We start from the raw sequence: 18,327 nt of genomic DNA, 5'->3' as shown, positions 1-18,327 counted from the left end.
CACCGCAATCTGTGCCGTTGATCCGAGGGCAAAACCGATGAAAATCATCTGTCTGAATGGTTGGGGCGGCAAGATGCATGATGCGCTTTTGCCTTATCTAACACATGAACAGCCAGACATCTTGTGTCTGCAAGAGGTGGTGCACAGCCCGGCAACCTCAGAGCCAGAGTTGACCTACCGTGACGGCGATCATGTCTTGCCGCAGCGGGCGAATTTCTTTGCTGATGTTTATGCTGTTCTGCCCTCCCATGCTGCCAGCTTTTGCCCCGCCGCGCAGGGCGTTCTGTGGGATGGTGATACATCTGTGCCGTCCCAATGGGGGCTGGCAACCTTCGTCAGCCGTGATTTGCCTGTGATCGGTCAGGCGCAAGGTTTTGTGCACAAGACCTACGGCACAGACGGCTACGGCGATCACCCGCGATCGCGCAGTGCCCATGTGGTGCGGGTTCATGACCATGAAATGGGCCGCAGCGTGACGGTCGGGCATATGCACGGGTTGCGCGATTTGCGGGGCAAGATGGATACGGCGGAACGCAAAGCGCAGGCGCAGGCTATGCTGGCGCTGTTTGACAGCGTCGTGCAGGCGGATGACATCGCTGTGATCGGCGGCGATTTCAACGTTGAGCCGGAAAGCGAAACGCTGGCCTTGATGCGGCAAGCCGGGTTTGAAGAATTGGTGACATCCCGCAGTTTTCCCGGCACCCGCACCGCGCAGTATCTCAAACCGGGCCGGTTTGCGGATTACATGTTGGTGCGCGGTTATGACGGGACCGCGGAATTTGACGTGATCTACACACCGGAAGTCTCAGACCATTGTCCGCTTGTGCTGACCCTCTGACGATCAGCCGCGATCTGCATCAGCAGGGTATACCCCAAGGATCTCAAGCATGTTGGTGAAGTAATCCAATTCCTCAAGCGCCCGCTGCACGGGTGGGTCTTCTGGATGGCCTTCAATGTCTGCATAAAACTGCGTCGCGGTGAAAGACCCGCCGACCATATAGCTTTCCAGCTTGGTCATGTTCACGCCGTTGGTCGCAAACCCGCCCATACCTTTGTACAAAGCAGCAGGAATGTTGCGGACCTCAAAGATGAAGGTCGTCAGCATTTTGTCACCTCGGCGGCTTTCGTCGATTTCGGGCGACATCAGCAAAAAACGCGTGGTGTTGTGGTCAAGATCTTCAATATCCCGCGCCAGAACCTCAAGCCCGTGAATGTCTGCTGCGACCTCGCTGGCCAACACGCCTTCGGTCATGCAGTCCGAGGCTGCCAGATCTGCCGCTGCGCCTGCGCTGTCGGCAGCCGGTTCAGAGGTGATGCCATGGGCATTTAGGAACGTCCGGGCTTGAGGCAGCAAGACCAGATGGGCGCGGACATGTTTGATGTCCTCCAGCTTCACTCCCGGCTTGGCCATCAGCGCAATGCGCACGCGGACAAAGGCCTCTCCGACAATGTGCAGGCCGCTTTCCGGCAGCAACCTGTGAATATCGGCAACCCGTCCATAGGTCGTGTTCTCCACCGGCAGCATCGCCAGATCGGCATGGCCTTCTTTCACTGCGCGGATCACCTCTTCGAATGTGAGGCATGGCACGGGAATCATCTCGGGCCGGGCCTGCTGGCAGGCCTCGTGGCTGTAGGCACCCAAGGCACCTTGAAAGGCGATACGGGGGGTGGTTTTGGCACTCATGAACGCAATCCGTTGTAAAATATCGGAGGATGGGCGAATGGTCGCGGTAACTACACCTTGCTTGCGACAAGGGAAAGCAATAGATACGCGCAAAACGACGCTTGATACCAAAACACTGGACCTATGCCATGTTCGATACAATGACACTGACCAAAATTGCCGGCGGCCTGTTTGGCGCGTGGCTGATCCTGCTTCTGGGCAAATGGGCGGCCGAAGAGATTTATCATGCCGAAGCGCATGGCGAACAGTCCTATGTGATTGAAGTTGCCGGTGGCGAGGCAGAGCCAGAAGAAGAAATCGACTTTGCCGCCATGATGGCCGAAGCCGATGTCGACAAGGGCGCCAAAGTGTTCAAGAAATGCACAGCCTGTCACAAAGTCGAAGACGGTGTGAATGCAGTTGGTCCGCACCTTTATGCTGTTGTCGACCGCGACATCGCAGCTGTTGATGGGTTTGGTTATTCCGGCGCTTTGACCGGTTTGGAAGGCGCTTGGACCCCAGAAAACCTGAGCGGTTTCCTTGAGAGCCCAAAAAACTATGCGCCGGGCACCACAATGGGTTTCGCCGGTCTGAAAAAACCAACAGACCGCGCAAACGTGATTGCCTATTTGCAAAGCATCGCAAACTGATTTGATCCCTTTTGGGGACGAGAGGCCGCCCATTGGGCGGCCTTTTTTGTGCGAGGGGCAGCCAGTCACATAATCGCAACTTGTAACTTGGCATGGCCGCACTTTAGCTTACATCAAGCGACAAACGTGATTTGCGATCAAGAGGATGCGCCTGATGACCAGACCCAAGACCCGCACCGCCGCCCGAACCCTGCCCATGAAAAGCTGGATGAACTGGACTGCGCTGTTGTCACTTGGGGTTGGGGCCATCATGGCCGGGGCGGTCCGGGCGCAGGATGCAGATACCACCGTCAGCCATGGCTATTCCTTTTATGGCGATCTGTCTTATCCGGCCGACTATCCGCATTTTGACTATGTGAACCCAGACGCCCCTAAGGGTGGCGACCTGGCCATTGCCTTTGTTGGATCGCTGGATTCGATGAACCCCTATTCCGGCAAAGGCCGGGCGCATCTGTTCTCAATCTTTGGCTATGAAAGCCTGTTGGGCGAGGCCCCCTCTGATGGACTGCCTGCGGATCAATATTCCGAAGCTTACTGCTTGCTGTGTGAAACGGTCGAATATCCCGAAGACAAATCATGGGTCATTTTCCGCATGCGGCCCGAGGCGCGGTTTTCCGATGGGGCGCCGGTGACAGCGCACGACATCGCATTTTCCCACAACCTGCTGCTCGACGAGGGGCTGAAATCCTATGCTGATGCGGTGCGCAAACGCATTCCCAAGGTTGAGGTGATCGACGACCACACCATCAAATTTTACTTCGCCGACGGTATCTCGCGCCGCAGTCTGATCGAGCAGGTCGGCGGTGTGCCAGCATGGCCCAAGGAATGGATGGAAAAGAATGGTGTTGGCCTCAAGGATTCCTGGCTTACATCGCCGCCCGGCTCTGGCCCCTATGTGATCAAGGACGTGGATCTGACCCGCCGGATCGTGCTTGAACGGAACCCCGATTATTGGGGCAAAGACCTGCCGATCAATCAGGGCCGAAACAATTTTGACACCATCCGCCTTGAGATCTTCAGCGATGACACCGCGTCGTTTGAGGCATTCAAGGCGGGCGAATACACATTCCGCCGCGAATCTGATTCCAAGAAATGGGCGGCGGGCTATGATTTCCCCAAGGTCGAACGCGGGCAGGTGGTCAAGAAAGAGCTGCCAGACGGGCAACCGCCGACTTCCACTGGCATCGTCTTCAATTTGGCAAGCGAGAATTTGTTGGATAAGCGCGTGCGCGAGGCGGTCTCATTGGCGTTCAATTTTGAATGGACCAATGAATCGCTGCAATACGGGTTGTTCAAACAGCGCGCCTCTTTCACGCAGGACACGCCCCTGATGGCCAAAGGCACCCCGGAGGGGGCCGAACTGGCATTGCTGCAAGAACTGGGCGATCTGGTTCCGCCAGAGATGCTAAGTGAGGACGTGCGCCTGCCGCATACCTCCAAGGCGGACCGTTTGTTTGACCGCCGCAACGCCCGCCGGGCTGGTAAGCTGCTGGAAGAGGCCGGCTGGACGGTCACAGATGGCAAACGGGTCAACGCGCAAGGTGAGCCGCTGTCGCTCAACTTCCTGTTCAATTCTGCCAGTTCCGCCACCATCACTGCCGTGATCGAGAATTTTGTGTCTAACCTTCAGGCCTTTGGCATCGACGCCAAACTGGAGAAAGTCGATAGCTCGCAATTCACCGCACGTCGGCGGGATCGTGACTATGACCTGATTTATGAAAACTACCCTGCGTTTCTTGGCACTGGGACAGGGCTGGCGCAGTATTTCGGCTCCGAGGCTGCAAGCTATTCCCTGTTTAACCCGGCAGGCGTGGCCAGCAAACTGGTGGATGAATTGATCGAGGTGTCGCTGGCGGCCCAAACCCGCGAGGAAGAAACCGCTGCGGTGATGGCAATTGATCGCGCATTGCGGCACGAACTGATCATGATCCCGGTCTGGTACAACGACAGCCATTGGGTGGCCTATTACGACCAGTATGAACATCCAGAAGAGATCCCTGCCTATGGTTTGGGTTACCTCGACTTTTGGTGGTACAATCCAGAAAAAGCCGCTGCATTGCGCACCTCTGGTGCATTGAGGTAAGCCGCAGCCATGGGCGCATATATTCTTCGACGGTTGCTTTTGATCATCCCGACCTTGCTGGGGATCATGCTGATCAACTTTACACTGGCGCAGTTTGTGCCGGGCGGTCCGGTTGAACAGGCCATTGCCCGTGCGCAGGGCGGCGGTGATGTGTTTGGCGGGTTTGCCGGGTCAAACTCCGACGCTGGTGCCGATCCGATAGATAATGCGTCTGACAGTACCTATGTGGGTGCGCGCGGCCTGCCGCCGGAATTTATCGCGGAACTGGAAAAAGAGTTCGGTTTCGACAAACCGCCCGTCGAACGCTTTATCAATATGATGTGGAACTACATGCGCTTTGATTTTGGCGAGAGTTATTTCCGATCCATCAGTGTGATTGACCTGATCAAGGAAAAGCTGCCGGTGTCGATCACGCTGGGCCTATGGTCTACACTCATTGCTTACATGATCTCGATTCCGCTGGGCATCCGCAAAGCGGTGCGCGACGGCAGCCGGTTTGATACTTGGACGTCCGGCGCGATCATCGCGGCCTATGCGATCCCCGGTTTTCTGTTCGCGATCCTGCTGCTGGTGCTCTTTGCTGGCGGATCGTATTGGCAAATCTTCCCATTGCGCGGCCTGACCTCAGACAATTTTGATCAGCTCAGCCTGCTGGGCAAGATTGGTGATTATTTCTGGCACATCACCTTGCCGGTGCTGGCCTCGACCATCAGCGCCTTTGCCACGCTGACGCTGCTGACCAAGAACAGCTTTCTCGACGAGATCAAGAAACACTATGTCATGACGGCGCGGGCCAAGGGCCTGAGCGAAAGCAAGGTGTTGTATGGCCATGTGTTCCGCAATGCGATGTTGATTGTGATCGCGGGTTTTCCGGCGGTGTTCATCGGGGTGTTCTTTGGCAGTTCTCTGATCATCGAAACGATCTTTAGCCTTGATGGGCTTGGCCGTCTTGCGTTCGAGGCGACGGTGGCGCGGGATTATCCGATTGTGTTCGGATCATTGTTTATCTTTGGGCTTATCGGGCTGTTGGTCGGAATCCTGTCTGATCTGATGTATGTGCTGGTTGATCCACGCATTGATTTTGAGCGGAGGGAAGGCTGATGGCCCTGTCCCCCCTGAACCAACGCCGCTGGCGCAACTTCACCCGCAACCGCCGCGCCTATTGGTCGCTCTGGATCTTTGCGGTGCTGTTCGGGATCTCCCTGTTTGCCGAGTTTGTCGCCAACGACAAACCGATCCTCGTGAATTATCGCGGCGACTACTACACGCCGATCTTCAATTTTTATCCCGAGACAGAGTTTGGCGGCGATTTCCAGACCGAGGCGATCTATCGCGACCCCGAGGTGAAATGCCTGATCGAAACGGGCGGACTTGAGGCCTGTTTTGATGATCCCGATACCCTAATCGAAGACGCCCAGGATGGGGTGATCGATGGGGAAGAGATCGCGAAAGGCTGGGCGATCTGGCCAATTATTCCCTATTCGTTCAACACCGCTGTCGATCGCCCCGGCGCAGCGCCTTTGCCGCCGAATGAACAAAACTGGCTGGGCACGGATGGCACAAAGCGCGATGTGCTGGCGCGGGTGATCCATGGTTTCCGCCTGTCGATCCTGTTCACTCTGATTGTGACCGGGCTGGCCTCTGTCATTGGGGTGATTGCAGGGGCGGTTCAGGGTTTCTTTGGCGGTTGGGTCGATCTGATCTTTCAACGGATCATCGAGATTTGGTCCTCCACCCCGCAGATCTACGTGATCATCATCATGTTCGCCATTCTGGGGCGCAGTTTCTGGCTGTTGGTGTTCCTGATGGTGCTGTTCGGCTGGATGTCCCTTGTGGGCGTGGTGCGGGCCGAGTTTTTGCGGGCGCGGAACCTTGAATACGTGCGCGCGGCGCGGGCGCTGGGTGTCGGGAATGTTACGATCATGTTCCGCCACATGTTGCCCAATGCGATGGTCGCAACGCTGACGATGCTGCCCTTTATCATCACGGGCACCATCAGCACGCTGGCGGTTCTGGATTTCCTCGGCTTTGGCCTGCCCTCCTCCGCCCCGTCGTTGGGCGAGCTGACCTTGCAGGCCAAACAGAACCTGCAAGCGCCTTGGTTGGCCTTCACCGCGTTCTTTACCTTTGCGATCATGCTGTCGCTGTTGGTGTTCATTTTTGAAGGCATCCGCGATGCTTTTGATCCAAGAAAGACGTTCTCGTGACTGCACTGCTTGATGTCAAAGACCTGAGCGTATCCTTCCGGCAGGACGGGGCGCTGACCCATGCGGTCAAGGGTGTTTCCTTCCACGTGGAGCGGGGCGAGACGGTCGCGCTCGTCGGGGAGAGCGGTTCGGGCAAGTCGGTCTCGGCGCTGTCCACTGTGGCCCTGTTGGGCAGCAGTGCAGAGGTGTCCGGCTCTGTCACCTATGACGGCCAGCAGATGATCGGCGCGGATGAGGCATTGCTGCGCAAGGTGCGCGGCAACGACATCAGCTTTATTTTTCAGGAGCCGATGACCTCGCTCAACCCGCTGCATACGGTTGAAAAGCAATTGGCGGAATCGCTGGCCTTGCATCAGGGGCTGGTGGGGGCTGACGCGCGGGACCGCATTCTTGAGCTGCTGGACAAGGTCGGCATCAACGATGCGCAAAGCCGTCTGGGCGCTTATCCGCACCAGTTGTCGGGTGGGCAGCGCCAGCGTGTGATGATCGCAATGGCCTTGGCCAACAAACCCGACGTGTTGATTGCAGATGAACCAACAACCGCGCTGGATGTGACCATTCAGGCGCAGATTCTCGACCTGTTGAAAGACCTCAAAGACAGCGAAGGCATGGGGCTTTTGTTCATCACCCACGATCTGGGCATCGTGCGGCGCATCGCGGACCGCGTTTGTGTGATGCAGCACGGCGAGATTGTCGAGCAAGGCCCCACCAAAGAGATTTTCGATGCACCACAGCATCCCTATACGATCAAATTGCTCAGCGCCGAACCAACAGGCGCACCCGAACCTGTGGCGCCCGAGGCCGAAGAGATCGTCAACACTGAACACCTCAAGGTGTGGTTCCCGATCCAGCAAGGGCTGCTGCGCCGCACTGTGGGCCATGTGAAGGCCGTGAATGACGCGACCCTATCTGTGCGTGCCGGTGAAACGCTTGGTATTGTTGGCGAAAGCGGATCGGGCAAAACCACGCTGGCGCTGGCGATCATGCGGCTGATTTCCTCGGAAGGGGGGATCACCTTTATGGGGCAGGACGTGCGCAAATGGTCAACGCGTGAGTTGCGGCGGTTGCGCAAGGACATGCAGATCGTGTTTCAGGATCCGTTCGGGTCACTCAGCCCGCGAATGACTTGCTTTCAGATCATTGCCGAGGGGCTCGACATCCACAAAGTGGACCCAAACCGCGATCAGCGCGAACTGGTCCATGAGGTGATGGTCGAAGTGGGCCTCGACCCCGCCACGATGGACCGTTATCCGCATGAGTTTTCCGGCGGCCAACGCCAGCGGATCGCGATTGCCCGCGCCATGGTTTTGCGGCCGCGCCTGTTGGTGCTGGATGAGCCAACCTCGGCGCTTGATATGACAGTGCAGGTTCAGATTGTTGAGCTGCTGCGCGACCTACAGGTCAAATACGGCTTGGCCTATCTGTTCATCAGTCACGATCTCAAAGTGGTCCGGGCGATGTCGCACAAGGTGCTGGTGATGAAGCGTGGTGATGTGGTCGAATACGGCGCGGCTGAGGATCTCTATGACCGCCCGCAAAGCGACTACACCCGCACCCTGTTGCAGGCCGCAACCTGAGAAACAAAAGCAAGAATTTGCATTTCTGAATTTCTTGGCAATACTGCCGATATGAACACAAGACCCGAAGGCGCACCAACCGTGCGCAGACCCACCGTTGCAGACTTTAGATCCAGCCTAGGCTTGGGCCTTCGCGATTTCCTTGCCAACCCTGTCACGGACCTGTTTTTCGCCAGTTTCTTTGTCATCGTCGGGTTGATCATGGGCTGGATCACCTATGCCACCGGACAGACATTCTGGCTGATCCTTGCGGTGCTGGGCTTTCCCTTGGTCGGGGCGCTGGCGGCGTTGGGGTTCTACGAGACCAGCCGTTTGAGGGCCGCGGGCGAGCCGATCCATTTCCCCGATGTGCTGCGCGTCGTCTGGACCAGCAAATCAGGCCAGTTGCCATGGCTGGCCACCATCATCGTGGTGATCTTCCTGTTCTGGTTTTTCCTCGGACACATGATTTTTGCGCTGTTCCTCGGTCTTTCCCCGATGACGAATGTGTCCACCTCGCTTGAGGTGTTTCTGCGTCCTGATGGCTTGATGATGCTGGGCTTTGGCACTGTTATCGGTGCGATCTTTGCAACGGTGGTGTTCTCGCTCAGCGTGCTGGGCATGCCGATGCTGCTGGACCGTGATGTGGACTTTATGACCGCGATGCTGCGTTCCATGTCCGCGGTGCGGGACAGCTTCGCGCTTTATATCCTCTGGGGGATATTTATCGGCGTTGTGACCCTTGCCGCGATGATCCCGCTGTTTCTGGGGTTGTTCATCGCCATGCCGGTGCTGGGGCACGCCACATGGCATCTTTACCGGCGGGTGACAGGCCAGGGGGCCTGACCCTAACCGCTGATCAGGCCCACCACCATTGCACCCAAGGCCACGACATGAATCAACATGATCGCCTTGTCACGCCACAAGATGCCAACCGTGAACCAGCCGATGAGACCGATTAGGAACAGATAGATATTAAGCGGCGTCAGGCCAAATGCCGTGGCGCTGTAGCCCATGATCTGCACAATCGAGGCCGCCCATTTGAGGATCATGATGCCGCGTTCCCGCTGCATCAGGCCAAGGCGGGGAAGGGGGAGTGACGTCATCTTAGATTACCTTTGCATAAGACATGGCAAGCGGGCCGAGAAACGCCGCCTGAACTTCGGCGGCCCCAAGGTGTACACCATTGAAGGAAAGCGCCTTGGCTCCGCAGGCATCTGATACCAACGTCACGTCATACCCCAGATCCCGTGCCGCACGGGTGGTGGCATCAATGCACATCTGCGTCATAGCGCCGATGATCGTCATATGGGTGATCCCTGCCGACTGAAGCTGTGTGTGCAGATCTGTTTCATGAAAGCTGTTTGGCCGGTGTTTGAGGATCACCGCCTCACCTTTAAGGGGGGCAACCGAGGCATGGATTTGCGCACCGAGCGTGCCGGGGCGAAAGAACGGGGCGCTGTCGCTGGCAGCCTCGTGATAGACATGCACGATCATCTCACCCGCGGTCCGGGCGTCATGCAACACTTCGGCTGCCTGAGACGCGACACGGTCCATATCCTCGACGGGCCACAGGCCGCCGGTGAAATAATCATTCTGGATGTCCACAAGGATCAGGGCATTCGCATTGCTCATATCAGCCTCACAGGTCCAGCGGGTTGATCTGGATCGTCTTGCCACGCCGGAACCAGCGGCGGCGGGCAGTTTTGTTCTTGCCGGGATGTTCGCGCATTTCCACCTTGTCGGTGCGGGTCGCGGTCATGAAGGCTTGCGCATAAATATTTAACATGTCGGTTCCTTTCCTTTGCATGTTTCTGCTGTTGAATATGTTTGAAACGGTGACATACTGCGAGTCACCGATGTTCGCCTTATGTAAGCTGGAGTTTAATATGGATTGGCGCCACCTTCCGCCACTGTCGGCGCTCAGGGCCTTTGCCGCCTTTGCCCAGACCCGCAATGTGGTCGCGGCAGGTGAGGCGCTTGGGGTCAGTCACGCGGCGATCAGCCAGCAATTGCGGGCGCTGGAGGCGCATCTGGATGTGGCGTTGCTTGATCGGTCCGGGCGCGGTTTGCAACTGACGCAACCGGGCGAGACATTGGCCAAAGCGCTGCATGCCGGCTTTGCCGCGATGATCGAAGCGGCACAGGAAATCACCGGCGCACGGGATGATAAGCCGCTTCATATTTCTGTCACGCCGACCTTTGCCGCCTCATGGCTGATGCCGCGCATGCCAAAGTTTCGGGCACGGCATCCCGAAGTGGATCTGATGATCGACCCCACACCAGAGATTGTTGCGCTGTCCTCAGATGGGATCGACGTGGCGCTGCGGTACGGCGTAGGGCCGTGGCCTGGGCTGGATGCGGAAATGCTGCTGCGCTCGCCCATGGTGGTGGTGGCAGCGCCTTGTCTGGTCGGAGATGGACCGGGGCCGGACATCAACGCCCTTGCGGATCTGCCATGGCTCGAAGAGTTTGGCACATCGGAAAGCACCCGCTGGCTGGACCGCCACGGCATGTCCGGCGCGCGTAAGCATGGTATGGTGCAGGTGCCCGGCAATCTGTTGCTTGATGGGGCGCGGGACGGGCAGGGGGTGATCGTGACCGTGCGCGAATTTGTAGCGCGGGACATCGCGGCAGGGCGTTTGCGCGAGTTGCATATCGAGCCGGACGATGACGCCGGCTATCATCTGGTCAAACGGCCCGGCGTGATGCGGCCCGTTCTGAAATCATTTGTAACGTGGATCCGGCGCGAGGCGCGTGAGACTGTTTAAAAAGGAAAGTATCGCCTGAGGGTTAGCTTGGGCCGATCATAAAGCAGCTGATCTTGCGCGCGGCCAAGCGGCGACAGGCCAGATCGGCAGTTTCACGGGTCATCCCGAGGAAGTTGGCATCAAAGCCCTGCGGCCGCCGCACCACTTTGCGCAGGCTGCCATCCAAGGTGGCCATTTCCGCCAAAGCTGTTTTTAACAACACTTTTTCTGCTGCAAACTTGCTGGGGTAGCGACCCACGTTCACGCCCCAATGGCGACCGCCGGATGTCGAAACACGGGTCACGACCTCTTGCGGGCGAGCGACCTTTTTGGTGGCAGCCTTGGCCAGCTTGGTTGGCCGGGCCGCAGGTCTGATCGACACGGCGGCAGAGGCCAAAGTCACAGTCGGGGCAGCTTCGGCTGGTTTCGTTTCGGCGGCCTCGGCCACGGGTTTGACCGGCGGTTTGGCTTCCTCTGCTGGCTTGGCCTCGGCGACCAGGACCGGCGCTTGATGGCCCGGACGCAGGACGGGACGCTTTGATTTCTTGACAGCGCCGTTCACGCGGATGGTCTTGCCCGCGCCACCTGCGGTGGAGCCGGGCACAACAGATTTTTTGGTTTCGACGGCTGCATAAACCGGTTTGGCCGGTTTGCGCAGCGGCGCACGTGAGGGCGCACGGCGGAAACCCAGATCCATCAGCTCGGCTACTTTGGCATTGCGCGACGAGGTGGATTTGCCACCAAAGACGGTCACGATAATACGCTCATTGCCCCGCTCGGCAGAGGCCGTGAGGTTAAAGCCGGAGGCACGTGTGTACCCCGTCTTGATCCCGTCCGCACCGCGATAGCTGTTGAGGAAACGGCGGTTGGTGTGGGTCACTTTACGCACGCCCGCATCGGCGGTGATGCGCGAGAACAGGTTGTAATACTGCGGGAAGTCATAGAGCAGATGCCGCCCCGCGATGGTCATGTCGCGAGCGGTGGACAGATGCCCCGCTTCGGTCAGGCCGTGCATGTTCTTGAATGTGGTTCGCGTCATCCCCAGCGCCTTGGCGGTACGGTTCATTCGGCGGGCAAACTTGGCCTCTGAGCCCGAGATTGCCTCGCCAATCGCCGTGGCGGCATCATTGGCGGATTTGACGGCGGCGGCGCGGATCAGATAACGCAGTGCAATGCGCTGGCCGGGGCGCAGGCCCAGCTTGCTGGGCGGCTCCGCTGCGGCCTTTTTGGAAATCTTGACCTTGGTATCAAGCGAGATCTCACCGCGCTGGATCGCCTCGAAGGCCACATAGAGGGTCATCATCTTGGTCAGGGAGGCCGGATGTAGGCGGGTGTCGGCGTTGCGGGCATGCAGCACCTTACCGGTGCGCGCGTCGATCACATAAGCGGCATAGGGCGCAGCCATCCCGCTCAGCGGAAGCACCACCAAAAGCCAGAAAGCCGTGATAAAAAATAGCCCCAAACGGGCCGGCTGAACGCGCCGCGCCTTCATGATGAACTGCCTTTGTCTGCCTCAAGCCGCCGATTTATTCGACTGGCCATGTATTATTATCGTTCGACACTAGCATAAGGTGTATTCAAAATAAACCCATTCATTCAAAGGATTAACGGGAAATTAACGTTTCCGTTTGTCAACATGTTGGGTTTGTTGTGCGTCGATCCCCCATCAGAGCCATTGTGGCGGGAATAAGGCAAGAACTTGGCGCCGTGCCATGTTTCATTTGCGCCAGATTTGCGAGGGCAGGAATCGTCCAAATCAGCCTTGCGTGAGACCGCGCACAAATTCGGGCAGGGCGCCGAGACCGGCCAGCTCTGCAAACCGTGGGGCGTGGTTGGGGGCATTGGCGTGTTCAATCGCCCAAGTTAACCCATGCGGGATCAACACGCCCCAACCGCCGGCATCAATCATAGGCACCACATCCGACGCCATTGAATTGCCCGCCATCAGGCCTTGATCGGCGCCGGTGCCCAGCCGGGTAAAGATCTCGTGGTATTCGGCTACGGTCTTGTGCGAGACGATTTCAATCGCATCAAAATGGTCACGCAACCCTGATTGCGCCAGCTTGCGCGACTGGTCCAAAAGATCGCCTTTGGTGATCAGGATCAATTTGAAATCATCGCGCAGTGCGTCCAGCGTTGCTTCGACATGGGGCAGCAATTCAATCGGATGGGACAGCATATCGCGCCCCGCTGCCAGAATTTCACCGATGACCTGCGATGGCACCTTGCCGTCGGTCACCTCGATCGCGGTTTCGATCATCGATAGGGTGAACCCTTTGATGCCAAAGCCGTAGTGCGGCAAATTGCGCCGCTCCGCCGCCAAAAGGCGGTCCATCAGGTGGTCCTTTTCTGTATGATCCGCCAATAACTCGGCAAAATGCGCCTGCGTCATCGCAAAGAAGCGTTCGTTGTGCCAAAGCGTGTCATCTGCATCGAGCCCGATGGCGGTTAACGGCGTGGTCATTTTCTTCTGCCTCTTTTCTAATGCCTGTGGCAGGTTATATAGACGCCGACACGACTCACCAATGTTTCGAAACAGCTCAGGAGCAGCAATGCGCCTTGATGATCATATGATGGCAGACCGGCCCGGCGATGATGACGGCCAGACCGACCTGCTGACCAAGACCAAGCCAAAGACCAAACGCCCGCCTTTGTACAAGGTGATGTTGCTCAATGATGATTTCACACCGATGGAATTTGTTGTGCATGTGCTTGAGCGTTTCTTTGGCCTCAATCATGCGCAGGCGTTCGAGATCATGTTGACGGTCCACAAAAAAGGGCTGGCGGTTGTGGGTGTGTTCAGCCACGAGATTGCCGAAACCAAAGTGGCGCAGGTGATGGACTTTGCCCGCCGGCATCAGCATCCGTTGCAGTGCACGATGGAAAAGGAAGAATAGCGCGTGATTGACGCGCGATTGCAGCTGGCGCTGGGTGGGGGTGGATTGGATCTGCCCGAGGATGGCCTGATTGGGGTCTTTCGTCCGCCTGTTGATGCCGACCTTGACGGGATCGATATGGATCGCTGCCAGATCCTGCATGATTTCAAACCGTTCTTTTCCGCCTGGGAGGACCGCGGCTATGCCGTGGCCCATGCGCCAATTGAACGCTTTGCCGCAACGATCGTTTGCCTGCCGCGGGCCAAGCAAGAGGCCCGCAGTCTGATTGCGCAGGCCTGCGCATTCAGTGATGGGCCGGTCGTTGTAGATGGCCAAAAGACCGATGGTATCGATTCCATTTTTCGTGAGATGCGCGGCCGGGTGACCGTGCATGGCCCGATCTCCAAGGCGCATGGCAAATTGTTCTGGATCGACGCACCTGCCGCCGATTGTTTTGCCGATTGGGAAGCCGGACCAGAGCAGACCGATGGCGGGTTCTGGACCGCGCCGGGGGTGTTTTCTGCGGATGGGGTCGATCTGGCCTCGGCTTTGCTGGTTGATGCCTTGCCAGACAAACTTGGCAAAGAGGTTGCTGATCTGGGCGCTGGCTGGGGCTTTCTTTCCGCGCATGTCCTGACACGGCCCGAAGTGACCTCCGTTCATATGGTTGAGGCGGGGCATATGGCGCTTGAGTGCGCACGCCACAATGTCACCGATGATCGGGCCAAGTTCTATTGGGAGGATGCCACCACATGGCAACCACCGCACCGGATGGACACGGTTGTGATGAACCCGCCCTTTCACACAGGCCGCGCCGCAGAGCCGCAGATCGGGCAAGCCTTTGTTGCCGCCGCCGCGCGTATTCTGGCGCCACAGGGGCATCTGTGGATGGTCGCCAATCGGCACCTGCCTTATGAAGTTGAGTTGAAAAAACGCTTCGCCCATGTAGAAGAGATGGGCGGCGATGCGCGGTTCAAGCTGTTCCACGCGACGCGGCCATCGCGCCCAAGGCGCTGATTTCACCAAAAGGGGCATCTTATGTCTTTTTCTGTTTCGGGAAAAACCGCCATTGTGACTGGTGCGGCCAACGGGATCGGTTTGGCCATTGCTCGCCATCTGGCCGACCATGGCGCCAATGTGATGTGCGCGGATGCAGATGAAAAAGGGTTGATTGCCGAACTGGGGGATGAACCCGAAGATGGCAACATCCGGACCTTTGCGGGCGATCTGCGCCAGCGGTTGACGGTGGCCAATCTGGTCTCGGCGACCATTGATGCCTTTGATCAGATCGACATTCTGGTGAATGCCTCGCGGCAATTGTTGCCGACAGATGCGCTTGATGTCGAAGACGATTCTGTTTCGACCCTGTTGGATCAGAACCTGATGACAGCCCTGCGCCTGACGCAATTTGTTGCCAAACGTATGATCAAGCAAGAAGCGGGCCAGCCCGAAGGGCAGATCGGCTCGATCATCAACCTAAGCTCTATTGCGGCACGGCAAATCCAGCCGGACTTGATGGGCTATGCCATTGCGGCCTCTGCAGTGCAGCAGATGACCAGGTCTATGGCGTTGGTTTTGGCACAGCACCGCATTCGCGTGAACGCGATTTCCTTCGGATCCGTGATGAGCGGCAGCTTGCGGGCCACAGTTGCGGAAAACCGCGAGTGGCGCGATGACATTCGCGATCATACGCCGCTGGGGCGTATCGCCTCCCCAACTGAGCTGTGCGAAGCGGTGCAATTCTTGGCCGCCGAAAGCTCTGCCTTTATGACCGGTGAGGTGATGGTGATTGATGGCGGGCGCAGCCTGCTGGACGCGGTGAGCGCCCCGGCGCATTGATCAGGCGTTGGCCTTTATCTGTTGGTCTTCGGCCTTGTTCGGCACGATCCAGTGGGCAAACAGCCACGCCAGAACAAACACCGCAACACCGCCCAGAAGATCACTAAAGTGATGCCCGCCGTGTGACAGGATCGCAGGCAGCATGCCGATGTTGAGCAAGACCATCGGCCAGAAAATCATCGTTCCCCGGACAAAGCAGATCGCGAGAAACACCATGACCGTGTGGTAGGATGGGAATGCAATTGTGCCCATGATCATGCCCGGCGCGATCAACGCATTGCCTTCTTGTGTCATGCGCAGAAGCCGCCCGCCTTCGGCCTGACCATGCACGAGGCCAAGCGCTTGTTCGGTGGAGGTTGGCAGCGTGAAATAGGCCGAAGGGCCAACGCTGGGCCAAGCCCACCAAAATGCCACGGCCAAGAGCAGGGAAAGGATGCCAGCCACCAGAACGCGATGCAGTTGCACAGTGCGGCCCGTGAAGCCCAGAACAAAGATCACCACAAACAATTGACCCAGTGAGGTGTTGTAGACCCAGCCAAGGATTTTACCAAGGTCTGGATATTGGGCGATAAAGCCAACAAAACTGACCCAGTCATAGCCGACCAGCCACTGATCCATGCGCATCAGATTTGTGTCGATCATCGGGGTGCTGATCGGAAACCGCAGATAGATCAAAATCGCGATGACGCCGGAAAATCCGATGTAAATTCCTGCACCAATCGCCGCCAACCCAGCGCGGTGCATTTGTTTTTTCACACGGATATATGCGCCCAGACCAATCAGCCCGATGGCGGGTGCAAAGCTGATGAGGAACTCTGCCCAAGCGACCCTTTGGTCAAATGCAATGGCGAGTGTCGCCGCGAGCGCGCCAGTCAAAAGTGAAAGCACAATGAGGAAAACCTCGGCAGGGGCCAGCCACAGCCCGATCTTTTCCAAGACAGGTTTTTGTGCCGCGTCTTGAGGGGCGGCGAAAGGCAGGCTGGCATCTGTTGGCATGGACGCTCTCCGGAGTTGTGCATTGCTGACATGTCCGGTTTTTGGGGCCAGATTTGGGCGCGAGCGGGGCAATTGGGTGAAGCTTTGGTTGCGCTGGGCGGCTTTGGTCAAAACGTGGCGGTGCCTGCGCGGGCAAACTGATGTATTTTCGATGAGGTTTTGGGCTTGACGCCAAGCGGAGGCTGTCCTAATTCACGCGCCGATGGCGTTATAGCTCAGTTGGTTAGAGCGAACGACTCATAATCGTTAGGTCCCTGGTTCAAATCCAGGTAACGCCACCATCTTTTCCCCCAAATATAGCTGCCACACGGGCCTGACCCTAGGCACTATAATGCGCAGAATGATGTTTGCCGTTGACTGTGGCGCAGTGCTGGCTTGGGATGATCTGCACTAAAATGCTTTTTCTGAGCGCGACCTGCCTTGCCGGAAGGGCCCGATTTGGGCCGGAAACCTGTGACAAATTGCGTTTTTGCCTGTCTTGGCTTGCGTCGTCGCGGTCAGCGGGTATTGATTAAAGGCACAACCGGGGGTGCAAGCTGCACTTCGGCCAAATCAGGACCGCGGGGGAACCGGGGCCAGATGGATAACAAAGGGAGACCACTATGATTTTTCGCAGAACCCTGATGGGTATGGCGGGGGCGGCTGTTGCTGCGACCCTGATGGCGACAACCGCAATGGCGCAGGAGGTGACACTGCGCATGCACCAATTCCTGCCACCACAGGCCAATGTGCCCAAGCTGGTGCTGGATGTCTGGGCTGACAACGTTGAAAAAGACAGCGGCGGCCGCATCAAGGTTGAGCGCTATCCCTCCATGCAACTGGGCGGCAAACCACCAGAGCTGATGGACCAAGCGATCGACGGCGTGGCCGACATCGTCTGGACCGTGGTTGGCTATACGCCGGGCCGCTATCCCAGCACCGAGGTGTTCGAACTGCCCTTCATGATGACAAACGCCCGCGCAGCATCCTCTGCGTATTGGCAGATGTTTGAAAAGCACATGAAAGACGGTGAATTCAAAGACGTGCACATTCTGGCCACATGGGTCCATGGCCCCGGCATGATCCACGTCAATAAAGAAGTCCGCACGCCTGCCGACATGGAAGGCCTGAAAATCCGTGGTGGTTCGCGTCTTGTGAACTCGCTGCTGGAAAAAATGGGCTCCACCCCTGTTGGTATGCCAGTTCCGGCTGTGCCAGAGGGCCTGTCCAAAGGTGTGATCGACGGCACAACCATCCCTTGGGAAGTGACCGGCGCGTTGAAAGTGCCAGAGCTGGTAACAAACCACACAGAATTTGAAGGCAACGCCCTTTATGTTCTGACATTCGTTCTGGCGATGAACAAAGACCGCTATGAAGGTCTGCCAGCGGACCTGCAAAAAGTGATCGACGATAACTCCGGTCTGGAATTCTCGATCTTTGCGGGCGGCACGCAGTCTGATTCCGATGGCCCTGCACGTCAGGCTGCTGTGGATCGTGGCAACACCATCGTAACAGTTGCCGGTGATGACGTTCAGGCATGGCGCGATGTGGCGCAGCCGATCTATGACGAATGGATCGCAGACATGACATCCAAAGGCATCGACGGTCAGGCCCTGATCGACGAAGCAAAAATGCTGATGGACGCTTACGACAAGTAAGCCACCGTGCATGAGTACAGATCTGCGGCAGTTCGGCTGCCGCAGATTTTTTTGACTAAACTGAGAGAAT

The 18,327-nt window shown here is 57.5% G+C and carries 19 protein-coding genes and 1 tRNA gene; 13 read left to right on the top strand and 7 right to left on the bottom strand.

Annotated elements, in window-relative coordinates; translation table 11 throughout:
* The first annotated feature begins 37 nt into the window (after nt 1–37).
* Nucleotides 38–838, top strand: coding sequence for an endonuclease/exonuclease/phosphatase family protein (locus C8N31_RS00700; RefSeq protein ID WP_025047026.1), 801 nt, complete (start codon nt 38–40; stop codon nt 836–838).
* A 3-nt stretch (nt 839–841) separates the two neighbouring features.
* Here the strand turns inward: C8N31_RS00700 and C8N31_RS00695 are convergent, their stop codons facing one another.
* Nucleotides 842–1,684: a prephenate dehydratase gene (locus C8N31_RS00695; RefSeq protein WP_025047025.1), complete on the bottom strand. Its 843-nt coding sequence runs from the start codon at nt 1,682–1,684 to the stop codon at nt 842–844.
* Nucleotides 1,685–1,812: 128 nt separating this feature from the next.
* Between C8N31_RS00695 and C8N31_RS00690 the strand changes: the two genes are divergently transcribed.
* The 6 genes from C8N31_RS00690 (at nt 1,813) to C8N31_RS00665 (ending at nt 9,005) form a co-directional block, all read left to right on the top strand.
* Nucleotides 1,813–2,313, top strand: a complete 501-nt coding sequence (locus C8N31_RS00690) for a c-type cytochrome (protein ID WP_025047024.1) — start codon at nt 1,813–1,815, stop codon at nt 2,311–2,313.
* Nucleotides 2,314–2,467: 154 nt separating this feature from the next.
* The gene (locus C8N31_RS00685) at nt 2,468–4,396 is read left to right on the top strand and encodes an extracellular solute-binding protein (RefSeq protein WP_025047023.1); all 1,929 of its coding nucleotides are present in this window, start codon (nt 2,468–2,470) and stop codon (nt 4,394–4,396) included.
* Nucleotides 4,397–4,405: 9 nt separating this feature from the next.
* Nucleotides 4,406–5,497, top strand: coding sequence for a microcin C ABC transporter permease YejB (locus C8N31_RS00680; RefSeq protein WP_025047022.1), 1,092 nt, complete (start codon nt 4,406–4,408; stop codon nt 5,495–5,497).
* Nucleotides 5,497–6,603 (top strand): ABC transporter permease, encoded by a 1,107-nt coding sequence (locus C8N31_RS00675; RefSeq protein ID WP_025047021.1) that lies wholly within the window; start codon nt 5,497–5,499, stop codon nt 6,601–6,603. Before C8N31_RS00680 ends, C8N31_RS00675 begins: the two co-directional genes overlap by 1 nt.
* The gene (locus C8N31_RS00670; RefSeq protein WP_025047020.1) at nt 6,600–8,180 is read left to right on the top strand and encodes an ABC transporter ATP-binding protein; all 1,581 of its coding nucleotides are present in this window, start codon (nt 6,600–6,602) and stop codon (nt 8,178–8,180) included. Before C8N31_RS00675 ends, C8N31_RS00670 begins: the two co-directional genes overlap by 4 nt.
* A gap of 51 nt (nt 8,181–8,231) precedes the next feature.
* Nucleotides 8,232–9,005, top strand: a complete 774-nt coding sequence (locus tag C8N31_RS00665) for a DUF2189 domain-containing protein (RefSeq protein WP_025047019.1) — start codon at nt 8,232–8,234, stop codon at nt 9,003–9,005.
* 2 nt (nt 9,006–9,007) lie between these two features.
* Here C8N31_RS00665 and C8N31_RS00660 read toward each other — a convergent pair whose 3' ends face one another.
* Genes C8N31_RS00660 through C8N31_RS20245 form a run of 3 tightly spaced genes read right to left on the bottom strand, consistent with a single transcriptional unit; the run spans nt 9,008 to nt 9,948 of the window.
* Nucleotides 9,008–9,265 (bottom strand): DUF6552 family protein, encoded by a 258-nt coding sequence (locus tag C8N31_RS00660; RefSeq protein WP_025047018.1) that lies wholly within the window; start codon nt 9,263–9,265, stop codon nt 9,008–9,010.
* A 1-nt stretch (nt 9,266) separates the two neighbouring features.
* Nucleotides 9,267–9,794, bottom strand: coding sequence for a cysteine hydrolase family protein (locus tag C8N31_RS00655; RefSeq protein WP_037917728.1), 528 nt, complete (start codon nt 9,792–9,794; stop codon nt 9,267–9,269).
* Between the two features lie 7 nt (nt 9,795–9,801).
* A complete protein-coding gene (locus C8N31_RS20245) occupies nt 9,802–9,948 on the bottom strand; it encodes a hypothetical protein (protein WP_156026870.1) in 147 nt (48 codons plus the stop codon).
* Between the two features lie 100 nt (nt 9,949–10,048).
* On the opposite strand from C8N31_RS20245, the gene C8N31_RS00650 reads away from it, so the two are divergent.
* Nucleotides 10,049–10,930 carry a LysR family transcriptional regulator gene (locus C8N31_RS00650; protein WP_025047017.1) on the top strand — a complete coding sequence of 294 codons (882 nt, stop codon included), beginning with the start codon at nt 10,049–10,051 and terminating at the stop codon, nt 10,928–10,930.
* A gap of 22 nt (nt 10,931–10,952) precedes the next feature.
* On the opposite strand, the gene C8N31_RS00645 is transcribed toward C8N31_RS00650, so the two are convergent.
* Nucleotides 10,953–12,401, bottom strand: a complete 1,449-nt coding sequence (locus C8N31_RS00645) for a D-alanyl-D-alanine carboxypeptidase family protein (protein WP_025047016.1) — start codon at nt 12,399–12,401, stop codon at nt 10,953–10,955.
* A 264-nt stretch (nt 12,402–12,665) separates the two neighbouring features.
* Nucleotides 12,666–13,373, bottom strand: coding sequence for an HAD family hydrolase (locus tag C8N31_RS00640; protein ID WP_025047015.1), 708 nt, complete (start codon nt 13,371–13,373; stop codon nt 12,666–12,668).
* 88 nt (nt 13,374–13,461) lie between these two features.
* Here C8N31_RS00640 and clpS point away from each other — a divergent pair, with 88 nt between their 5' ends.
* Genes clpS through C8N31_RS00625 form a run of 3 tightly spaced genes read left to right on the top strand, consistent with a single transcriptional unit; the run spans nt 13,462 to nt 15,624 of the window.
* Entirely contained in the window at nt 13,462–13,806 is a 345-nt protein-coding gene (gene clpS, locus C8N31_RS00635) for an ATP-dependent Clp protease adapter ClpS (protein WP_025047014.1), read from the top strand.
* A gap of 3 nt (nt 13,807–13,809) precedes the next feature.
* Nucleotides 13,810–14,802, top strand: coding sequence for a class I SAM-dependent methyltransferase (locus tag C8N31_RS00630; protein ID WP_025047013.1), 993 nt, complete (start codon nt 13,810–13,812; stop codon nt 14,800–14,802).
* A 21-nt stretch (nt 14,803–14,823) separates the two neighbouring features.
* Complete coding sequence (locus C8N31_RS00625) at nt 14,824–15,624, top strand: SDR family NAD(P)-dependent oxidoreductase (RefSeq protein ID WP_025047012.1); 801 nt, start codon at nt 14,824–14,826, stop codon at nt 15,622–15,624.
* Here C8N31_RS00625 and C8N31_RS20505 read toward each other — a convergent pair whose 3' ends face one another.
* The gene (locus C8N31_RS20505) at nt 15,625–16,620 is read right to left on the bottom strand and encodes a phosphatase PAP2 family protein (RefSeq protein ID WP_025047011.1); all 996 of its coding nucleotides are present in this window, start codon (nt 16,618–16,620) and stop codon (nt 15,625–15,627) included.
* 204 nt (nt 16,621–16,824) lie between these two features.
* Here C8N31_RS20505 and C8N31_RS00615 point away from each other — a divergent pair.
* Together C8N31_RS00615 and C8N31_RS00610 are read left to right on the top strand one after the other, a co-directional pair.
* Nucleotides 16,825–16,901 (top strand) — tRNA-Met (locus C8N31_RS00615).
* 321 nt (nt 16,902–17,222) lie between these two features.
* Nucleotides 17,223–18,257, top strand: a complete 1,035-nt coding sequence (locus C8N31_RS00610) for a TRAP transporter substrate-binding protein (protein ID WP_025047010.1) — start codon at nt 17,223–17,225, stop codon at nt 18,255–18,257.
* Nucleotides 18,258–18,327 lie beyond the last annotated feature (70 nt).

It is taken from the genome of Sulfitobacter mediterraneus (genome assembly GCF_003054325.1).
Taxonomy (GTDB): Bacteria; Pseudomonadota; Alphaproteobacteria; order Rhodobacterales; family Rhodobacteraceae; genus Sulfitobacter; species Sulfitobacter mediterraneus.
This window is presented reverse-complemented; position numbering and strand designations above follow the sequence as displayed.

Bases quoted from the DNA above. Each gene is read 5' to 3' on its own strand.
- C8N31_RS00700 (WP_025047026.1), top strand. From the start codon at position 38: ATGAAAATCATCTGTCTGAATGGTTGGGGCGGCAAGATGCATGATGCG.
- C8N31_RS00695 (WP_025047025.1), bottom strand. From the start codon at position 1,684: ATGAGTGCCAAAACCACCCCCCGTATCGCCTTTCAAGGTGCCTTGGGT.
- C8N31_RS00690 (WP_025047024.1), top strand. From the start codon at position 1,813: ATGTTCGATACAATGACACTGACCAAAATTGCCGGCGGCCTGTTTGGC.
- C8N31_RS00685 (WP_025047023.1), top strand. From the start codon at position 2,468: ATGACCAGACCCAAGACCCGCACCGCCGCCCGAACCCTGCCCATGAAA.
- C8N31_RS00680 (WP_025047022.1), top strand. From the start codon at position 4,406: ATGGGCGCATATATTCTTCGACGGTTGCTTTTGATCATCCCGACCTTG.
- C8N31_RS00675 (WP_025047021.1), top strand. From the start codon at position 5,497: ATGGCCCTGTCCCCCCTGAACCAACGCCGCTGGCGCAACTTCACCCGC.
- C8N31_RS00665 (WP_025047019.1), top strand. From the start codon at position 8,232: ATGAACACAAGACCCGAAGGCGCACCAACCGTGCGCAGACCCACCGTT.
- C8N31_RS00660 (WP_025047018.1), bottom strand. From the start codon at position 9,265: ATGACGTCACTCCCCCTTCCCCGCCTTGGCCTGATGCAGCGGGAACGC.
- C8N31_RS00655 (WP_037917728.1), bottom strand. From the start codon at position 9,794: ATGAGCAATGCGAATGCCCTGATCCTTGTGGACATCCAGAATGATTAT.
- C8N31_RS20245 (WP_156026870.1), bottom strand. From the start codon at position 9,948: ATGTTAAATATTTATGCGCAAGCCTTCATGACCGCGACCCGCACCGAC.
- C8N31_RS00650 (WP_025047017.1), top strand. From the start codon at position 10,049: ATGGATTGGCGCCACCTTCCGCCACTGTCGGCGCTCAGGGCCTTTGCC.
- C8N31_RS00645 (WP_025047016.1), bottom strand. From the start codon at position 12,401: ATGAAGGCGCGGCGCGTTCAGCCGGCCCGTTTGGGGCTATTTTTTATC.
- C8N31_RS00640 (WP_025047015.1), bottom strand. From the start codon at position 13,373: ATGACCACGCCGTTAACCGCCATCGGGCTCGATGCAGATGACACGCTT.
- clpS (WP_025047014.1), top strand. From the start codon at position 13,462: ATGCGCCTTGATGATCATATGATGGCAGACCGGCCCGGCGATGATGAC.
- C8N31_RS00625 (WP_025047012.1), top strand. From the start codon at position 14,824: ATGTCTTTTTCTGTTTCGGGAAAAACCGCCATTGTGACTGGTGCGGCC.
- C8N31_RS20505 (WP_025047011.1), bottom strand. From the start codon at position 16,620: ATGCCAACAGATGCCAGCCTGCCTTTCGCCGCCCCTCAAGACGCGGCA.
- C8N31_RS00610 (WP_025047010.1), top strand. From the start codon at position 17,223: ATGATTTTTCGCAGAACCCTGATGGGTATGGCGGGGGCGGCTGTTGCT.